The following is a 19208-nucleotide window of genomic DNA, read 5'->3' on the forward strand; positions in this document are numbered from 1 at the left end:
GATAGGGCGAACGGCGCGAAACAGGTCATGCGGACATCGGCTCCCATGGCGGCGTGGTGAGACAGGCAAGCCGCGATTGTAGACCGATTTCCGCCAAATGAGCTATGGCTAGTGGATGACCGTGGCGCTAGAGCCAAGTTTTTTGGCATAAAACCGTGTTTCGACGCCGGCTCCGCGCGGTTTAATCGGCCGGCAAGCCCAATAAGCGACGCAGATTGTTGATCACCTGTTGACGCTGGGCCAGCTCTTGCTGATAGTCGCGGTCGGCGGCGGCGATGTCCGCCGCGCAGTGCGGGCAACAGGTTTCGTCGGGGTGGATGTATTGCTGGCATTTTCGGCACAGCGCTAGCTTGGTCGGCGGTTTGCCTTCGCGCGGCGCGGCTTTGCCCTTGTTTTTCCAAGTCAGCGCGATGACTTGGCCGCTGCGGCTGATTCGGCTGACTTCCTGGCCGCTGGCGATGTCTTCGGTGATCAGGTCGAATCGCCCAACGGCGAAGGAGGCGGGCGCGGCGTCCTGCAGCTTGACGATGCGCTCGCGCAGGCCCTGCTTTTCCAGCTCCAGCGCGCGGTAATGACAGTAGGGGTTGTTGCCGGGCTTGCCCAGCAGCGAGTGGGAGGTCCAGGTGCATCCGCCGCGGCAGACGTCGTTGTAGTAGCAGCCGCGGCAATAGCCCCAGAGGTCGTCCACCGAGCGCAGGCGGCCAAAGTGGATGCCCTCGCTGTGGTGCCAGATGTCGTCCAGGCTCATATCGCGGACATTTCCGCCGGAAAAGCCGACGGTGGCCAGCGATGGACAGCCCTTGACGGTGCCATCCGCTTCCAGCGCCAGCACGGTCTGGCCGGCGGCGCAGCCGCTCCAGTGAACCCGCTCGTCGCCGAAGCCGCGCCACAGGCGCTCGTACGGGCCGTAGTATCCGATATTGTTGCCCACGTTCATCAGCAGGCCGCGCTCCACGCCCTCGCGGTAAAGCCGCGCCAGCAAGGGCATCAGTTCCAGCAGTTGGTAGGGTTGCAGCAGCAGTTCATCGTTGTCCACCGCATTGCCCATCGCCACCGTCAGTTGGATCTGCCAGTGGGTGGCGCCCAGTTCGATGATCTGATCCATCAGTGCCGGCAAGTCCGGCATGGTGGCCGCGCCGATCTGGGTGTTGACGCTGACGGCGAGGCCGGCCGCCTTGGCGCGGCGCAAGGCGTCCACCGCCTTGTCGAAAGCGCCCGGCACATTCCGTACCTTGTCGTGCAAGGGAGCCAGGCCGTCCAGCGATACGCCGACGCCGTTGAGGCCGGCGTCTATCGCCTGTTGCAGCCGGGCCGGGTTCAGATTGCGGCCGCCGGTCTGGATCGCGCAATACATGCCGTGGCCGCGGATGGCGCGGATCAATTGGGTCCAGTCCTTGCGCAGATAGGCTTCGCCGCCGATCAGGGTGATCTCGCGCGTGCCCAGCGCCGCCAGCGCGTCTATCACCTCCAGGCATTCGGTGGTGGACAGCTCGTTGGGGCGGCGGTGGCCGGCGCGGGAGCCGCAGTGCAGGCATTTCAGGTCGCAGGCTAGCGTGATTTCCCAAACCACGTGCACCGGGACATAGCGCTTGAAGTCTTCGTCGTCCAGATAGCGGGCCGGGCGGACGGCGGGGCTGTCGTCTAGCATGAGTGGGTCCTTGAGAAAGGGCGAGGAGCGTCCGCTGGACGCCCCTGGACTTTGAACAGGCTTAGCGTGCGACGCCGTTCAATGCCTGCCTTCAAGGCGGGCGATTTCGCTTTGCAACTGCTTCAGCGCGGCTTCGATATTGTCGTGCTGCTTCAGTTGTTCTTCCGCTTGGCCGGCCAGCGACTTCATCTGCGCCAGATTGTCGCTGGCGCGGGATTGCTGAAGCGCAGCGGCGTATAGCGGAATGGGGTGGGGGTAGGGCTTGCTGCTGGCGCGCTGTTCCGAGTGCACTACCGGCGCTTCCGTCACGATGGCGTGCGCCACGGTGTGCCAGGCGCCCTGGTAGAAGAAGCGGTAGCTGGCGTGGCCGTCCTGCCAGTTCTGGTCGAGAATGCCTTGCAAGTGGAAGGTTTCGGCGATCTGGCTGTTGGGCGAGCTGGGGCTGCCGTCCAGCGACAGCACGATGTGGTGCTCGGTGGACGGGTCCAGCTTGGCTTGGCTGTAATGGCCCCAAACATTGGCCTGGAATTGCAGCGGGGGGCTGACGCTCTGGAAAATGCTGGCGTGGCCGCTGACTTTTTTCTGCGGCGTGTTGACCAGCAAGTCCAGGGTCAGGACCGGCGCGCCCAGCACCGGGGCGGAAACGATGTAACGGGTATGGAACAATCCTGTTGCTGACATGGAGCACTCCTTGGCGAATGGGGGGAGAAGCGGCGCTAGCCTATTTGCGTTCCAGCTTGGCGATTTCCGATTTCAGCGCGTCCAGCTCCTTGCGCAATTGCGGCTGAGCGTCCAATTGCTGCCGGGCGTAGGAGGCCAGCGTTTTCATGTGGGCCAGGTCGCCGCTGGCGATGGCGCTTTGAATCGGCACGCCGTACAAGGCCATGATGGGCGGGTTGGGAAGAATCACCGGGCCGGGTTCCAGCGGCAGCGGGAAATAACGCGATTTCAATTCCGGATTGAGCTTGGCCGGCGCGTTTTCCACTTCCACCCACGCGGAACCGTTCAGATAGCTGTAATTGGCCACGCCCTGTTTCCAGTCCTGGCTCAGAACCAAGTGCAGTTTGAAGTTGCTCGTGCTGCCGCTGTGGCCTTGGGCGGTGATCAGGATGCGGCCTTCGCTGGGCGGCATCACGGTCAGATAGGTGTAGTCGCCGTGAACGTGGGAGTGAAGGTCCAGCGGCGGATTGGTGGCCTGGGTAATGTGGGCGTCGCCGGTCACGGCGCTGCGCGGCGGCGCGACCAGCAGGTTCAGCGTAAGCCGTTGCGCGCCGTCCTTGCCGGTGCCGATGAGGTAGCTGACGGGAAACAAGCCGATATCGGTTTGCGCGGTGTCTGACATAAAACCTCCGGATAGTTTAGGTGATGGTCCAGCCTGGCGAGCCGTACTGGCTCGCCGGATCGCGAGAGTGTTCTTAGCGTCGTTCCAGGCGAGAGATTTCCTGCTTCAGCTGATCGACGGCGGTGTGCAGATCGCCGTATTGGCGCAAGTGCTGCTCGCCTTGTTCCAGCAAGGTTTTCATCTGCGCCAGATTGCCTTCCGCAATCGCTTGGTGGATGGCGACGCCGTAAGGCAAGGTTTGATGCGTGGGAAGATGGCTCATTGAGTCGACCTGTTCCTTAGCGCTGATTGACGTGACGGCGGGCGGAAGAGAGCGGGCCGCCCGCAAAGGGCTGCCGGACAAAGCTTGGCAGTGTTTATCGGTGTAGCAGCTGGGGGCGGTGACAAACTGGACTTAAGGTCAGTTTTTATGAAAAACAAATACTTAAGTAAAAGTACCGAGCCGCGTGAACGCAGCCCGGAGCAAGGGGAGTAGGCTCAAAATCGGGAGGAGGGACGAGCCAGATAGAACCACTCCTGGCCGCTTGGCGATTGGGGGTTGGGGAAGACGATGCGGCCGTCGTCTATGGCCGTCACCGGGCTGCCGTCGGCGCGCCAGCCTATTAGTTCGCCTCTGCTTACCGGGTCGAAGCTGATCCAGTCGCGGGCGAAGCGGTCGCCATCGTCAAGCTTGTCCACTACTTCATACAGGCTGAGCATTTCCAGAGGCGAGGGCGCGGGGGGAGGCGCGTCCATCATGCCCAGATGAGCCAGCGTATTGACGATGGCCTGGTAGGCGACGCGCGGCGCGGCGGGGTCGTCGTGTTGGCCGCATTCCAGCGTTAGCGCCCAGCCGCCTTGTTGGCGCATGTATTCGGTGGTGCCCATGCCGTAACAAGCATCGCCTCCGGTCGCCTTGTCCCGCCGGCTTACGCCCAGCGCGTAAGTGGATAGCCAGCCGTCCACTGCGCGGGCCACGCCCAGGCGTTGCGCCAGAGCCTCTTCCCGAGCGGCCAGGGCGAAGGGTTCGAGCTCGCCGGCGTTGTCGCGCGGGCCGAGGAAGACAAAGGGCTGGCCGCGGGACTGGAAGGAATGCAGGTCCAGCAAAACCTCATGTTCCGACAGCAAGGGGCACAGCCAGTTGGCGACGTGATCTTCGAAATCGCCCGGCGCGTCGCTGGGCGCGAGATGGCGGTTCAGATTGCGCTCGCCGCCGCGCTGCCCCAGTTGGAAGGCCAGTGGATTGGCCACCGGAACCAGCGTCAGCCGGCCGGCGCGGAGCGCCAGCGCGCCTTGTTCCAGTTCGGCCATTACGCGGCGGATGGCTAGCGTGCCGCAGCCCTCGTTGCCGTGCACGGCTCCGGTGACGATCAGGCGCGGGCCGGCCCGCAAGCTCTGGTAACGGTGGCTGGCGAAATGGGTAGGCCAGGCCGGGTTTATTTGAGCCATACGTCCTCGAAGTCAAAAGAGCCGTTGGGATTCATCACGAAGCCCTGCACATTGTTGCGCAGCGGAATGTAAATGCGCGAATGGGCCATGGTGATCCAGGGACGTTCGTATTTGAAAATTTCCTGGGCTTTCAAATAATACTGGGTGCGTTGCTTCTGTTCGGTGGCTTGCCGGCCGAGCAGCAACAACTTATCGAACTCCTGATTGCAGAAGCGCTGGCCGCCCTTGCTGACGCTGCAGGACAGGGCGTTCCAGAGGAAGTCGTCCGGATCGCCGGAGTTGCTGGTCAGGCCTGACATATAGACATCGTGTTCGCCGGCTGCTGCGCGTTTCAGGTACTCGCCCCATTCGTAGGACCGAATATTGGCCTTGACGCCTATCCTGGCCCAGTCCTGCTGGATCATCTGCGCCATCAATTTGCCGTTGGGGTTGGTGGGCCGCTGCACCGGCAGCGCCCACAAATCCAGGGTGAAGCCGTTGGGGTAGCCTGCCTGGGCCAGCAGCGCCTTGGCTTTGGCCGGGTTGTATTCATTACGGGTTTTGGGGTTCCAGCTCCAAGTGGACGGCGGATAGGGGTTGACCGCCTGGGTGGCGCCGCCCTTGGGAAACATCGCCTTGAACAGGGCGTCGCGGTTGATGGCGATGTCCAGCGCCACGCGCACTTCGCGCTTGGCGAACTGCGGCCGTTTCAGATTGTAGGCCAGGTAGGAGATATTGCTGGCGCCGGTGGCGGCGATCTTGATGTTCTTGTCGGCGTTCAAAGTGTCCAGATCGGACTCGCGCACCGCCGCGGCCACTTGGCATTCGCCCGCTTTTAGCTTCTGGATGCGTACTTGCGGATCGGTGACGATGGCGAAGATCAGGCTGCGGGTTTTTTGCGGCGTCCCCCAGTATTGGGGGTTGGCCTCGTAGCGCACGGTCGAATCCTTGGCGTAGCTCTTGAAGCGGTAGGGACCGGTGCCGATGGGCAGCAGGTTGATCTGCGCGGGCTTGACGGCCTGCAGCAGCTGCTGGGCGTATTCCGCCGATTGCATGCCGGCGAAGCCCATCGCGAAGAAAGTCAGGAAGGTGGCGTTGCGCTCCTTCAGCCGGATCTTGACGGTGTGAGGATCCAGCTTTTGCACCGAGGCTATCAGCTTGACCAGGCCGTAGCCGTCCGGGCCGGTCAATGGGGTTTTGAACGCCTGATTGAATGGCAGGTCCGGCCGGATCCAACGGTTGACGGTGAAAACCACGTCGTCGGCGGAGAAGTCGCGGCTGGGCTTGAAATACTCGGTGTGATGGAATTTGACGCCGCGGCGCAGTTTGAAGGTGTACTCCAGCCCGTCCGCCGACACGCTCCAGCTTTCCGCCAGCCCCGGACGCAGCGCCACGCCGCCGCGTTTGAATTCGGTCAGCCCCTGGAAGACGGGTTTGACGATGTTGTAAGTGGAGGCGGTGTCCCACATCGCGGGGTCGAAGCCTTCCGGAGCGGCTTCCGCGCAAAAGACCAGCGGCTTGGCGGCCAGCGCGGCGGCGGGCAAAGCGCCGGCCAGCAACAGGGAAAGGGAGAGGATCGATTTTGTCATTTACGCTATCCTGAGTTCTTGTTCGCGGCATGCGAATTGTCCGTCATCTACCGCTGTCGGTCCAAGGCCTTGGCAATTGGTTCCCGGCGCTGGCGCCGGCTTCGCGGTTTCGGCGGACTTTGCGAGGGGGCGAAGATGGAGGGATCGAGGGTGCTCGTCGTGGGCGCCGGCGTAGTTGGCCTGTGCAGCGCGTGGCGGCTGGCGCGAGCGGGCTGGCCGGTCACGGTGTTGGAGCGGCGCGGCGAGGCGGCGGCCGGCGCCAGCTACGCCAACGGCGGTCAACTAAGCTATAGCTATGTCGCGCCGCTGGCCGACGCCGGCGTGCCGGCCAAGGCGCTGGCCTGGCTGCTGAGCGCGGATGCGCCGATGCGCTTGCGTCTACGCTGGGACCTTGCCCAATGGCAGTGGTTGTGGCGCTTTTATCGGGCTTGCAACCGTGAAGCCAATCGCGCCGGCAGTGCTCAGTTGTGGCGCTTGGCGCAAGAAAGCCGCTTGTTGCTTGAAGGGCTGCGCGCGGAGGGGCTGGACGGCTTTGCCTGGCGGCGCAACGGCAAGCTGGTGCTGTACCGCAGCGCGGCGGCGCTGGAGCATGCGCGTCAGGGCGTGGCGGCGCTGAGCGAACTGGGCGCGCGTCAGAGGCTGCTGGATGCGGACGGCTGCCGTAATTTGGAGCCGGCCTTGGCCGGACTAAGCGGGCCGATGCTCGGCGGGGTGCATACCCCTGACGAGGAAGTGGCGGATTGTCGGCTGTTCTGCCTGGCCATGCAGCGGCGGATGCTTGAGGAAGGCTTGGATGTCGAGTTCCGCTTTGATCGGGAAGTGGGCGGTTTCGAAATGGCTCAGGGGCGGGTGCGGCAAGTCTTGCTGCCCGATGAGGCCTTGCCCTGCCGGCATCTGGTGCTGGCGGCCGGCGTCGGCGGCGTGGCGCTGGCGCGCAAGCTGGGCCTGCGGCTGCCGCTCTATCCCTTGAAGGGCTACAGTCTGGACATGCCCGCGGGAGAGTGTTTGCCGGCGCTCAGCGTCACCGATTTCGAGCGCAAGACTTTGTACGCGCCGATAGGCGGGCGTCTGCGGGTGGCGGCGGCGGCGGATCTGGTCGGCTACGAGGAAAGCCCGGATCCGCGACGCGTGGCCGGCTTGCGCCGGCAAGTGAGGCGCGATTGGCCGCGGGCGGGCTGTTTGGAACAGGCTACGGAATGGGCCGGCTTGAGGCCGGCCACGCCGGACGGCTTGCCCATGATAGGGCGCGCGCCTAGCGGACCGGCCAATCTCTGGCTGAATCTTGGACACGGCGCTCTGGGCTTTACCTTGGCCCTGGGCAGCGCCGAGCGGCTGGCGCGGGAGATGGCCGGAGACTGAGGGCTGGGGAATGAACGAGGGGAGTGCGGCGAGAATGAAAGCGGTCATCGGCATGGAGGAGTTGGCGGCGCATCCGGAGTACCTGTCGATTGCGGATATCGACGGGGTGAGGCTGGATCTGCGCTATGCCTGCGCCAATAATTTTGTGGGACGAAATCTTTACGGCGACGCGGCGCCGGCGCTGTTGCACCGCCGCGCCGCCGAGCGCCTGGCCATGGCCGCGCGCGAGTTGCGCAAGCAACGGCCGGGTTTCAATTTGCTGGTTTTCGACGCGCTGCGGCCGGGAAGGGTGCAGCGGGTGTTGTGGGGCATCGTCAAGGACACGCCGCAGCGCATCTACGTCGCCGACCCGGCGCGCGGTTCGATTCACAGCTTCGGCATGGCCGTGGACTTAAGCGTGGAGGACGATGGCGGACGCGAACTGAACATGGGCACCGGCTTTGACGACTTCACCGAGCTGGCGCAGCCGCAGCGCGAGGCGGAGCTGCTGCGGACCGGCAGGCTGAGCGAGGCGCACTTGGCCAATCGCTTGCTGTTGCGCCATTGCATGAGCCAGGCTGGCTTCAGCGGCATCGCCACCGAGTGGTGGCACTTTGAGGCGGCGGATCGCGATTGGGTGCGCGCTCATATGCTGTTGATCGAATAATTAAGAGGCCGCGGCCTGCCTAATGCCGCCCGGGCGGCGGCTTTATGCCCGGCAGGCATTTAGCAAACGGCGGGTTTTCAGGCAATATGGCCGCTGGCTTTATCTTTGAAGCACCCGCAGAGAAACATCAATGGCATCCGACAATATCGAACAAGCCTGTTGGCACCCGGAAACCCAGGCAATCCGCGGCGGCCGCGAAATCAGCGATTATCGCGAGCACAGCCAAAGCCTGCATCTGACTTCCAGCTTCACCTACGATTCGGCGGAACAGGCCGCGGCCATGTTCCTGGGCGAACTGGACGGCTACACCTATTCCCGCTTCACCAACCCCACCGTCGCGGCCTTTCAGCAGCGGCTGGCGCTGATGGAGGGCGGTGAGCGCGCCATCGCCACCGCCACCGGCATGGCGGCGATCCAGGCCATCATGATGAGTCTGCTCAAGGCCGGCGATCACATCCTGTCCTCGCAAAGCCTGTTCGGTTCCACCACCAATCTGTTTGCCGGCCTATTGGCCAAATTCGGCGTGGAAACCACCTTTGTCGACGCCACCGACCTGCAAGCCTGGCGCGACGCGGCGCGGCCCAATACCCGTTTGTTGTTTCTGGAAACGCCGTCCAATCCTCTGACGGAAATCGCCGACATCGCCGCGATCGCCCAGATCGCGCATCAGCGCGGCGCCTTGCTGGTGGTGGACAACAGCTTCTGTTCCCCGGCCTTGCAGCAACCGCTGAAACTGGGTGCGGACCTGGTGATGCACTCCGCCACCAAATATCTGGACGGGCATGGCCGGGTGATGGGCGGCGCGGTGGTGGGCAGCGACGCGCTGATCGAGCAGATTTATCTGCACGTGCGCACCGCGGGTCCCGCGCTGGCCCCGTTCAACGCCTGGACGCTGCTCTCAGGCATGGAAACCCTGCACTTGCGGATGGAAAAACACAGCGCCGGCGCACTGGAGTTGGCTCGCTGGCTGGAAGCCCAGCCGGCGGTGGCGCGGGTGTTCTATCCGGGGCTGGCCAGTCATCCGCAGCACGAGCTGGCGCTTCGCCAGCAAAGCGGCGGAGGCGCGGTGGTGTCCTTCGTGGTCAAGGGCGGCAGGGAGGAGGCTTGGCGAGTGGTTGACCGGGTGCAGTTGATTTCCCGTACCGCCAATCTGGGCGACGTCAAATCCACCATCACCCATCCGGCGTCCACTACGCATGCCCGCATCACGCCGGAGGCCAGGACCAAGGCCGGCATCGTGGAAGGCCTGTTGCGCGTGGCCGTGGGGCTGGAGCATGTCGAAGACCTTAAGCGGGATTTGGCTCGCGGTCTTGACTAAACGCTTTCAACATGTGTTTCATTCAAACGGCAGTCTAAAATACGGACTGCCGCTTTTGTTGCCGCCCTGTTGAGTTTGGCCCGAGCGCCGTCGAGACATGTCTTGACATTCATCAAATTAAAACGTAAGTTTGAAACGCTTGTTCGAAAACTGAAATGAGCAAGACCATAAAACCAGCAAATACAAAAAAGGCACTGGAAAACATGGAAGCAAGCCGCCCCGATACCGCCACCCGCATTCTGGACGTTGCAGAACGCTTGTTTGTGGAGCACGGTTTCGAAGCGACCTCGCTGCGCATGATTACCCAGCAAGCCGAGGTAAACCTGGCCGCGGTGAATTACCACTTCGGCTCCAAGGATGCGTTGTTCGAGTCCGTGTTCATGCGCAGGCTGGCCCCGTTGATAGCGGACTGCCTGGCGGAACTGGATAAGCTGGAGGCGGAGGCCTCGGAGGAGAAACTGTCGGTGGAAGGCTTGGTGCTGTCGTTCATACGGCCTTGCCTGTCGCTGTCCAAGGACCCGTCGCGCGGCGGGGCGATGTTCGTGCGCTTGTTGTCGCGCACCTTGGTGGAAAACCATCGTCTGTTGCGTGAAACCATCTCCCAGCAGTACAGCGTGTTCGTCCAGCGTTACAGTCGCGCCTTTCAGCGCGCCTTGCCCTTGCTGGACACGGAGCAGTTGGCCTGGAGAATGCATCTTGCGTTCAGCGTCATGTTCAATGCCTTTGCAGGCAACGACGTGTTGAAGATCTTTACTCGAAGTCAGATCGTCAGCGCGCGGGATCCGGACATGATCGTCAAATACCTCGTGCCCTTTGTCATGGCTGGCCTGGTCGCGCCCATGGAAGGCTGATTCCGGAGCGCAGGGCAGGACGTGCCGATCGCGGCCGCGTCCCTTGCTGTTGCCGCCGGAATGGAAGGGTCAACACGAGGGTAAAACAAAATGATATCTGCCGTTGTTCTGGTCGTGCTGCTGGGCGCGCTGGCGTATTTCCGCGCGCCTGTTCTGGCCTGGACCGTGGGGCTGGCCGCCTGGCTAGCCGCGCTCCAGTTCATCTTCCATTGCCCGCTGCCTCCGGCGGCCTGGGCTGTTTTCGCGGTGGTCGCCGCCGTTCTCAATTTTCCGTCGCTGCGACGCGCCGTGTTCACCGGTCCGGTGTTCGGCGTGTTCAAGAAAATCACGCCGGCGATGTCCCAGACCGAGCAGGAAGCCATCAACGCCGGCACGGTCTGGTGGGATCGCGACCTGTTCTCCGGCAAGCCGGACTGGAACCGCTTGCTGTCCTTTCCCGATCCCAAGCTGACGCTGGAAGAGCAGGCCTTCATCGATGGCCCCACCGAACAGCTGTGCGCGATGATCGACGATTGGAAGATCACCCACGAGCTGAAGGATCTGCCGCCGGAAGTATGGCAATTCATCAAGGACAACGGCTTCCTGGGCATGATCGTCAAAAAGCAGTACGGCGGTCTGGAGTTCTCCAACTACGCCCACGCCAAGGTGGTCACCAAGATCGCCACCCGCGGCGGCACCGCCGCGGTGTCGGTGATGGTGCCCAACTCCCTGGGGCCGGGAGAATTGCTGCAGCACTATGGCACCGAGGCGCAAAAGGATTATTACCTTCCGCGTCTGGCCAAGGGTCTGGAAATCCCCTGCTTCGCGCTGACCAGCCCTTATGCGGGTTCGGATGCCGGCAGTATTCCCGACTACGGCATTGTTTGTCGCGGCTCCTACACCCATCCGCGCACCGGAGAGCGTTTCGACGACGTGCTGGGCCTGCGCGTCAGCTGGGAAAAGCGCTGGATCACCTTGGCCCCGGTGGCCACCATCCTGGGCCTGGCGTTCAAGATGTACGATCCCGAGCATCTGCTGGGCGATAAAGAAGACCTGGGCATCACTTGCGCGCTGGTGCCCACCGAACATGAGGGCGTGGCCATCGGCCGTCGCCACTTCCCCGGCGGAGCGGCCTTCATGAACGGCCCGACCTGGGGCAAGGATGTGTTCATTCCGCTGGACTGGATCATCGGCGGCCGCGAGTTCGCCGGCCAGGGCTGGCGCATGCTGGTTGAGTGCTTGTCGGTGGGGCGTTGCATCTCCCTGCCGGCGATGTCGGTGGCTTCCGGCAAGATGAGCACCTTCGTCACCGGCGCTTACGCGCGCATCCGCGATCAGTTCGGCCTGCCCATCGGCAAGTTCGAGGGCGTGGACGAGGCGATGGCGCGCATCGGCGGCTACACCTATCAGATGGAAGCCTCGCAGGACTTGGCGCTGACCGGTCTCGATACCGGCGAGAAACCGTCGGTGTTGTCGGCCATCCTCAAGTACCACAACACCGAGCGCATGCGCAAAGCCATCAACGATGCGATGGACATCCATGGCGGCAAGGCGGTGGTGCTGGGGCCGCGCAACTACCTAGCGCGCGCCTACCAGGCGATTCCGATCGGCATCACCGTGGAAGGCGCCAACATCCTGACCCGTTCGATGATCATCTACGGTCAGGGCGCGATCCGCTGCCATCCCTTCGTGCTGCGCGAGATGAAGGCGGCCATGGCCAACGACGGCAAGGAGTTTGACGCCGCCATTACCGGTCACATCAACTTTGTGATCAGCAATGTGGTTCGTTCCTTGTGGCTGGGCTTGAGCGGCTCGCGTTTCGTTGGCGCGCCGCGCGGCGGCGAAGTGGGGGCTTACTATCGCCGATTGACTCGTTTCTCCAGCGCTTTCGCCTTGCTGTCCGATATGGCGATGTTCAGCCTGGGCGGTAGCCTGAAGTTCCGCGAGAAGCTGTCCGCGCGTTTGGGCGACATGCTCTCCGGCCTTTACATCGCCTCCGCTTGCCTGAAGCGCTTTGAGCGCGACGGCGCGCCCAAGGAAGACCTGGCGGTCTTGCAGTGGTCGGTGGAAAACGCTTTGTACGATGTGCAGCAGGCGATGGACGGCTTCCTGGCCAACCTGCCCAGCCGCATGCTGGCGGTGGTGTTGCGCAAACTGATCTTCCCGTGGGGCCTGACGCTTAAGCCAGCGTCCGACCGCGTCGGCACCCAGGTGGCGCGCGCGATGATGGAGCCGGGCGCGACGCGTGAACGGCTGACGCGCGGCATGTATCTGCCGAAAGAAGAGGGCGATGCCGTGGGCGTGCTGGCTCACGCGCTGGAGGCCGTGCTGGCCACCGAGCCGCTGGAGCAAAAACTGCGCAAACTGGCGCGCGACGGCAAGTTTATTTCTGTCACCGCGCGAGAGCGCCTGGCGGAAGCCTTGGCGGCCGGTTTGCTCGATCAGGCCGAGTTCGACGCCGTTAGCCGCGCGCGCAAGCTCAAGCGCGACGTGATCATGGTGGACGATTTCGACAAGATGCTGGAGCAACATGACGACAAGCTGCTGCAACGCTTGATCTTCTGAGTGTAAGGGGTAAGATTTGCCGGGATTCGTCCCGGCATTTCACCTCAGCGGCTGTCAAGCGGCCGCTGAGGTGAAATGACGAAAGTCGCCAAAGCCGAGCGACGAGCAATAACAAAGGAGTGAGCATGGACTGCCCTGAAGTCCGGATTCCCACGCTGCGCGTGCGCGCGCTGCCAACCAGCACCAATGCTTACGGTCGAGTTCAGGCCGGTTGGCTGATGAATCATATCGACATGGCCGGCAGCCTGGACGCTGAGCGCCTGTCGCGCGGCCCGGTGACCACGGTGGCGGTCAACACCTTTCAATTCGCCGCGCCCATTCTGCTGGGCGACGTGGTGGATCTTTATGTTGAACGGTTGCGAATCGGCCAGAAATCCATCACCTTGAAAATCACCGTCGAAGCGGAGCGCATCGACGGCTCGCATGAGGCGATAACCGAAGTGGTTGCCACGTATGTGGCGATTGATAATGATGGTAAATCGCGTATTTTGGGCGAAATTTAGCGTTATTTAATGCTTTTCAGTGTGCTTGTTGCAGAAATGTCTCATTAAACGTTTGTTTGGAACAAACACTCCAAAACCTTGTGGAATTGCTCTAATTCTCTGGTAGCATCAAATATGACCACTGCTTGTTATTGGTCATCTAACACCTAAGAACACTATAGCAACGCCAAAGAGAGAGGGAGAACATGAAACTCAAGCACCTCAGCCTGTCCGTGATGGTCATGGGCGCAACATTCGGTCTAATGTCCACCCAGGCCGTGGCCTCGGGTTATCAGTTTGGTTCGCAAAGCGTGTCCGGTCAGGGCACGGCGCATGCCAACGGCGCAGAGGCCAACGATCCTTCCACCATTTTCGCCAACCCGGCCGGCCTGTCTCGGCTGGAGGGCACACAAATTTCCGGCGGCGCTACCCTGGTGGTGCCGCACTCCGAATACACCGACAATGGTTCTACCCGGGCCGTGTTGATCCCCGGTGCCACCGCCCAACCGGCTGGCGGCAGCAATGGTGGTAATTTCGCGCCCAAAGCGGTGGCTGCGCCTAACTTCTATCTGTCGCACAAAGTAAACGATAAGATCAATCTGGGTCTGGGTATATTCGTGCCCTATGGCGCCAAGCTGGACTATGGTTTCGACTGGGCTGGCCGTTACGCGCTAAAGAGCGTGAATCTGCAATCGTTCAACATCAATCCGTCGATGTCGTTCAAGCTGGACGATCGCCATTCCTTTGGCTTCGGCATTTCCGCCCAGTACATGAATGCATCTCTGGACCAAATGGCTGATGCTTCCACTGGTGTGAATGCCCGTATTTTCCAGACTGCCTACCAGCAAGCACTGGCGGGTGGCGCTTCGCAGGCAGTGGCTCTGGCCCAGGCGCGCGGCGCGGTTGGGGCGGCAGCTGTGAATGGTGATGGTCTAGCGCATGTTGAGGGCGACGACTGGGGTTTCGGATGGAATATCGGCTATATGTTCCAGCTGAATGAGAATACTCGTTTTGGCTTGGCTTACCGCTCCAGCATCAAGCAGTCCTTGAGCGGCTCTTCCACTTGGACATTCAACAATGTCACCAATAACGCTATCCCTGGGTTGCCGCAGAACGGTGCGGGTGCGGTGGCCAAGAGTAAGCATCCGGATGCATCGGCAAAAGTGGATGTGACAACGCCGGAAACTGCATCCGCCAACTTCTTTCATCAGCTGAATCCGAAATGGGCAGTGATGGGAGATGTGACTTGGGTCGCCAACTCGCAAATGAAAGAGATCGTGATCCAGCAGTCCACGGTGGGGGGTACGGCTCAGGGCGATATGGTAATTCATCAGAACTGGCGCGATACTTGGCGCGTGTCCTTGGGCGCCAACTACCAGTACAGCGATGCCTGGCTGTTCCGCGGCGGCGTGGCTTGGGAGCAGTCGCCGTTGCAGTCCGATAGCGACCGTCATCCGGCCTTGCCGGATAGCGATCGTCTGTGGCTGTCGCTGGGCGCCAACTACAAGATCAATAAGCAAAGTTCGGTCGACGTCGCCTATAGCTTCATTAACTTCACCAATGCTAATGTGAACTACACCGACGGCTGCAGTCCTGCCGGCACTAGCCCGACTACCGGCGCAGCTTGCACCGGCAACGGCGGCACGGTGAAAGGCAGCTACAAGACCTATTTGCAGTTGGTTGGTCTGCAGTATAACTATCGGTTTTAATTGAATCGGCGCCGCTGGGCGCGCGGATTTTCGGTCGGGCGGGCGCAGTAGCGCTCGCCCGGTTTTTGCGTTTGCGGCGCGTTGAATTTTCCGCTTGTTTTCCCCCTCTATTTTTCCATATACCCCCTGTTTTTTTGCCCAAATTGGGTTAGACTTATTTGTGAGAAAAGCGAGTGTTTGATATTTTTCAATACAGGCTTTCCCCAGCTGCGCTTGAGCCGCCGACATAGTGGTTGCCGGCGCGGTTTTTCAGTAGATTGACGGATGTCCGCGGCGGTGAGAAAACCATCTCTCGTCAGGCTTCCGGGCAGGCCGGGCTTTATCATAATTACTTCCCGGCCGGTCGAGTTGTGCCGGCTGCAGCGGCGGCGCGCCGCCGACTCAGCGCAAGGACGAACAACGCCCGTCCTTGAGGCAGGCTGAGCAGGCGAGAGGGGCCTGTCTCATGTTGTGTTTCAACAAAACGAGGAAACCATGTCTCAAACCAAGTTCAACGTACGCAAGGTAGCCGTGTTAGGCGCTGGCGTGATGGGGGCTCAAATCGCCGCCCATCTGGTGAATGCCAAAGTTCCGACCATCCTGTTCGACTTGCCCGCCAAGGAAGGCGACAAGAACGGCATCGTGCTCAAGGCGCTGGAAGGCTTGAAAAAGCAGAAGCCGGCCCCCTTGGCCAACAAGGATGCCGTCAACCACATTCAGCCGGCCAACTACGACGACCACCTGCACCTCTTGAAGGATTGCGACCTGGTGATCGAAGCCATCGCCGAGCGCATGGACTGGAAGGCGGACCTGTACCACAAAGTGGCGCCGCATTTGGGCGAGCACACCATTTTCGCCACCAATACTTCCGGCTTGTCGATCAACACGCTGGCGCAAAGCTGCCCGGACAATGTGCGCCCGCGTTTCTGCGGCGTGCACTTTTTCAATCCGCCGCGCTATATGCACTTGGTGGAAATCATTCCCTGCCTGACCTCGGACGCGCACATTCTGGATAATCTTGAGCGCTTCCTGGTGTCCAGCCTGGGCAAGGGCGTGGTGCGAGCCAAGGACACGCCCAACTTCGTCGCCAACCGCATCGGCGTATTCTCGATGCTGGCCACCATCGCCAACGCCGACAAGTTCGGCATCCGCTTCGACGTGGTGGACGATCTGACCGGTCCGCGCCTGGGGCGTCCCAAATCGGCCACCTTCCGCACCGCGGACGTGGTGGGCCTGGACACCTTCGCCCACGTGGTCAAGACCATGCAGGACACTCTGCCGCAAGATCCTTGGCACGGTCTGTTCCAGACCCCGGAGTGGATGCAGAAGCTGATCGCCGCCGGCGCGCTGGGCGCCAAGACCAAGGCCGGCATCTATAAAAAAGACGGTAAGCGCATGCTGGTGCTGGACCCGGCCAAGGGCGAGTACGTAGGCTCCGGCGAGAAGGGCGACGACGCGGTCAAGGAAATTTTGAAGATCGCCAACCCGGCGGAAAAATTTCAGAAACTGCGCGAGAGCAGCCATCCGCAGGCGCAATTCCTGTGGGCGTGTTTCCGCGATGTGTTCCATTACATCTCCCACCACCTGGCCGATATCGCCAACTGCGCGCGCGACGTCGACTTCGCCATCCGCTGGGGCTTCGGCTGGAGCGTGGGTCCGTTCGAGACCTGGCAAGCCGCCGGCTGGCAGCAAGTGGCCAAGTGGCTGGACGAGGACGTGAAAGCCGGCAAGGCGCTGAGCGCCGCCGCGCTGCCGGCCTGGGTATTGCAGGGCGACCGCGCCGGCGTGCACTTCGCCGAAGGCTCCTTCGACCCTGCCGGCAATAAATTGGTGGGCCGTTCCACGCTGGACGTGTACCAGCGTCAGCTGGCGCCGGCCAAGGTGCTGGGCGAAGCGGCGGCGCCGCTGGGCGAAACCGTGTTCGAGAACGAGGGCGTGCGCGCCTTCACCACCGGCGACGAGGTCCTGGTGGTGTCGTTCAAATCCAAGGCGCATGCCATCGGCCCGGCTGTGATCGAAGGCCTGAATAAAGCCATCGACATCGCCGAAGACCGCTTCAAGGGCCTGGTGATCTGGCAGACCGAGGAGCCGTTCTCCGTTGGCGCCGACCTGCAGTCTATGATGCCGGCCTTCATGATGGGCGATTTGGACGCGATCGACGCTACGGTGCGCCGCTTCCAGGAAACCTCGATGCGCCTGCGCTACTGCCAGGTGCCGACGGTGGCCGCTACCCAGGGCTATGTGTTTGGCGGCGGTTGCGAGTTCGCGATGCACTGCGACAAGACCGTGGCGGCGCTGGAGTCCTACGTTGGTCTGGTGGAAGTCGGCGTCGGCCTGCTGCCGGGCGGCGGCGGCTGCAAGGAGTTCGCTCTGCGTGCCGCGCAAGAAGCGCGTGGCGATGTGTTGGCCGCATTGAAGGATTACTTCATGGCCATCGCCACCGCCAAAGTGGCCACCAGCGGCTTCGAGGCGCAGGAAATCGGCTTTTTCCGCAACGGCGACCCAGTGGTGTTCAACGCCTACGAGCTGTTGCACGTGGCCAAGCAGCAGGCGATCGCGCTGGCCGAAGCCGGCTATCGCCCGCCGCTCAAGGTCAAGGGCTTCCCGGTGGCCGGCCGCAGCGGCGCCGCGTCGATCAAGGGCCAGTTGGTGAATATGCTGGAAGGCAACTTCATTTCCAAGCATGACTTCTTCATCGCCGGCCTGATCGCTGACGTGATGACCGGCGGCGATGTCGAGGCGGGCACTCTGGTCAACGAGCAATGGATTCTGGACCTGGAGCGCAAGGCCTTCATGACCTTGCTGAAAAACTCCAAGACCCAGGACCGCATCGCCAATATGTTGACCACCGGCAAGCCGCTGCGCAACTAAGTGCTTGGGGACGATTCTGCTGCGCGAGCCGATATCGAATGCTGTGATGCTCGCCGTACCCCATGTACGGCTGCGCTTCTCGCTTCGATCTCGGCCCGCTCGCGACGAATCCTCCCGCAAGCGCGGTCAATAGCCAGATGAAAGGCCGCTTGATCGCCGCAAAGCCGATCAGGCGACCGACAGGAGAATCGAAAATGAGCAAACAAGTACAAGAAGCTTACATCGTCGCCGCCACCCGCACGCCGGTGGGCAAGGCTCCGCGCGGCATGATGCGTCATGTGCGCCCGGACGATATGCTGGCGCACGTGATTACCGGCGCGCTGGCCCAAGTGCCGAATCTGGACCCGAAACTGATTTCCGACTGCGTGGTGGGTTGCGCCTTCCCGGAAGCGGAGCAGGGTCTGAACATGGCGCGTATCGGCGTGCTGTTGGCCGGTCTGCCCAATACCGTGGGCGGTATTACGATTAACCGTTACTGCTCGTCCGGCATCAACGCCGTGCAGATGGCCGCCGACCGCATCCGCTTGGGCGAGGCCGACGTGGTGATCGCCGCGGGAGCCGAGTCGATGTCTCTGGTGCCGATGATGGGCAACAAGGTGTCGTTGAACCCGGAAATCTTCGCCAAGGACGAAAACTACGGCATTGCTTACGGTATGGGTCTGACCGCCGAGAAAGTGGCGCAGCAGTGGGGCGTGTCGCGTGAAGATCAGGACGCGTTCGCTGTGGAGTCGCACCGTCGCGCGCTGGCCGCGATTGACGGTGGTAAGTTCAAGAGCGAGATTACTCCGCTGGAGGCGACGTATCGCACGCCCAACCTGGAAACCGGCGAAGTGGCCGTTAAAACCCGAGTTCTGGACACCGACGAAGGTCCGCGTCGCGAGACCACGCTGGAGGGCCTTGCCAAGCTGAAGACAGTGTTCGACGCCAAGGGCTCGGTCACCGCCGGCAACTCTTCGCAGATGTCCGACGGCGCCGGCGCGGTGATTCTGGTGTCCGAGCGCGTGCTCAAGGAGTTCAAGCTGACGCCGCTGGGTCGCTATGTCACTTTCGCGGTCAAGGGTGTGCCGCCGGAAATCATGGGCATTGGCCCGAAAGAGGCGATTCCCGCCGCTTTGAACCAGGCCGGTTTGAAGCAGGACGATCTGAAGTGGATTGAACTGAACGAGGCGTTTGCGGCTCAGGCTTTGGCGGTGATCCGTGACCTGGAGCTGGATACTTCCAAGGTGAGTCCGCACGGTGGCGCCATCGCACTGGGCCATCCGCTGGGCGCCACCGGCGCTATCCGCACCGCCACCTTGGTGCATGGCATGCGCGACGCCGGCCAGAAGGGCTATGGCATGGTGACCATGTGCATCGGTACCGGCATGGGCGCCGCCGGGATCATTGAAGTGCTGTAAGCAGGATTTACCCGCTTAAAAAACCGGCTTGCAATCGCAAGCCGGTTTTTTATTGAGTGCCGTCGG

Annotated in this window: 15 protein-coding genes; 9 read left to right on the forward strand and 6 right to left on the reverse strand. The window is 62.0% G+C overall.

What is annotated here, in order from left to right; genetic code table 11:
- Positions 1-181 precede the first annotated feature (181 nt).
- The 6 genes from B0T39_RS12625 to B0T39_RS12650 all read right to left on the reverse strand — a co-directional run bounded on the left by B0T39_RS12625 (position 182) and on the right by B0T39_RS12650 (position 5986).
- On the reverse strand, positions 182-1648 hold the full coding sequence (locus B0T39_RS12625; RefSeq protein WP_081547107.1) for a GDL motif peptide-associated radical SAM/SPASM maturase: 1467 nt from the start codon (positions 1646-1648) through the stop codon (positions 182-184).
- Between the two features lie 78 nt (positions 1649-1726).
- On the reverse strand, positions 1727-2329 hold the full coding sequence (locus B0T39_RS12630) for a DUF1842 domain-containing protein (RefSeq protein ID WP_081547109.1): 603 nt from the start codon (positions 2327-2329) through the stop codon (positions 1727-1729).
- Positions 2330-2369: 40 nt separating this feature from the next.
- Positions 2370-2990, reverse strand: coding sequence for a DUF1842 domain-containing protein (locus B0T39_RS12635; RefSeq protein ID WP_081547111.1), 621 nt, complete (start codon positions 2988-2990; stop codon positions 2370-2372).
- Positions 2991-3063: 73 nt separating this feature from the next.
- Positions 3064-3252, reverse strand: a complete 189-nt coding sequence (locus B0T39_RS12640) for a DUF1843 domain-containing protein (protein WP_081547132.1) — start codon at positions 3250-3252, stop codon at positions 3064-3066.
- A 215-nt stretch (positions 3253-3467) separates the two neighbouring features.
- The gene (locus tag B0T39_RS12645) at positions 3468-4418 is read right to left on the reverse strand and encodes a succinylglutamate desuccinylase/aspartoacylase family protein (RefSeq protein WP_081547134.1); all 951 of its coding nucleotides are present in this window, start codon (positions 4416-4418) and stop codon (positions 3468-3470) included.
- Positions 4406-5986 carry an ABC transporter substrate-binding protein gene (locus tag B0T39_RS12650; protein ID WP_081547136.1) on the reverse strand — a complete coding sequence of 527 codons (1581 nt, stop codon included), beginning with the start codon at positions 5984-5986 and terminating at the stop codon, positions 4406-4408. Before B0T39_RS12650 ends, B0T39_RS12645 begins: the two co-directional genes overlap by 13 nt.
- Before the next feature lie 135 nt (positions 5987-6121).
- Here B0T39_RS12650 and B0T39_RS12655 point away from each other — a divergent pair, with 135 nt between their 5' ends.
- From B0T39_RS12655 to B0T39_RS12695, 9 genes are all read left to right on the forward strand, one after another.
- Positions 6122-7345 (forward strand): D-amino acid dehydrogenase, encoded by a 1224-nt coding sequence (locus B0T39_RS12655; protein ID WP_081547138.1) that lies wholly within the window; start codon positions 6122-6124, stop codon positions 7343-7345.
- Between the two features lie 34 nt (positions 7346-7379).
- Positions 7380-7991: a M15 family metallopeptidase gene (locus B0T39_RS12660; RefSeq protein WP_081547140.1), complete on the forward strand. Its 612-nt coding sequence runs from the start codon at positions 7380-7382 to the stop codon at positions 7989-7991.
- Between the two features lie 130 nt (positions 7992-8121).
- Complete coding sequence (locus tag B0T39_RS12665) at positions 8122-9309, forward strand: O-succinylhomoserine sulfhydrylase (protein WP_081547142.1); 1188 nt, start codon at positions 8122-8124, stop codon at positions 9307-9309.
- A 203-nt stretch (positions 9310-9512) separates the two neighbouring features.
- A complete protein-coding gene (locus B0T39_RS12670) occupies positions 9513-10160 on the forward strand; it encodes a TetR/AcrR family transcriptional regulator (RefSeq protein ID WP_019102939.1) in 648 nt (215 codons plus the stop codon).
- Between the two features lie 90 nt (positions 10161-10250).
- Entirely contained in the window at positions 10251-12704 is a 2454-nt protein-coding gene (locus tag B0T39_RS12675) for an acyl-CoA dehydrogenase (protein WP_081547144.1), read from the forward strand.
- A 125-nt stretch (positions 12705-12829) separates the two neighbouring features.
- Positions 12830-13207 carry an acyl-CoA thioesterase gene (locus B0T39_RS12680; protein ID WP_081547146.1) on the forward strand — a complete coding sequence of 126 codons (378 nt, stop codon included), beginning with the start codon at positions 12830-12832 and terminating at the stop codon, positions 13205-13207.
- Positions 13208-13392: 185 nt separating this feature from the next.
- Positions 13393-14895 carry an OmpP1/FadL family transporter gene (locus B0T39_RS12685; protein ID WP_081547148.1) on the forward strand — a complete coding sequence of 501 codons (1503 nt, stop codon included), beginning with the start codon at positions 13393-13395 and terminating at the stop codon, positions 14893-14895.
- Between the two features lie 474 nt (positions 14896-15369).
- Positions 15370-17745 (forward strand): 3-hydroxyacyl-CoA dehydrogenase/enoyl-CoA hydratase family protein, encoded by a 2376-nt coding sequence (locus tag B0T39_RS12690; protein ID WP_081547150.1) that lies wholly within the window; start codon positions 15370-15372, stop codon positions 17743-17745.
- A gap of 194 nt (positions 17746-17939) precedes the next feature.
- Positions 17940-19142 carry an acetyl-CoA C-acyltransferase gene (locus B0T39_RS12695; RefSeq protein ID WP_081547152.1) on the forward strand — a complete coding sequence of 401 codons (1203 nt, stop codon included), beginning with the start codon at positions 17940-17942 and terminating at the stop codon, positions 19140-19142.
- Positions 19143-19208 lie beyond the last annotated feature (66 nt).

It is taken from the genome of Chromobacterium haemolyticum (genome assembly GCF_002081825.1).
Classification (GTDB): domain Bacteria; phylum Pseudomonadota; class Gammaproteobacteria; order Burkholderiales; family Chromobacteriaceae; genus Chromobacterium; species Chromobacterium fluminis.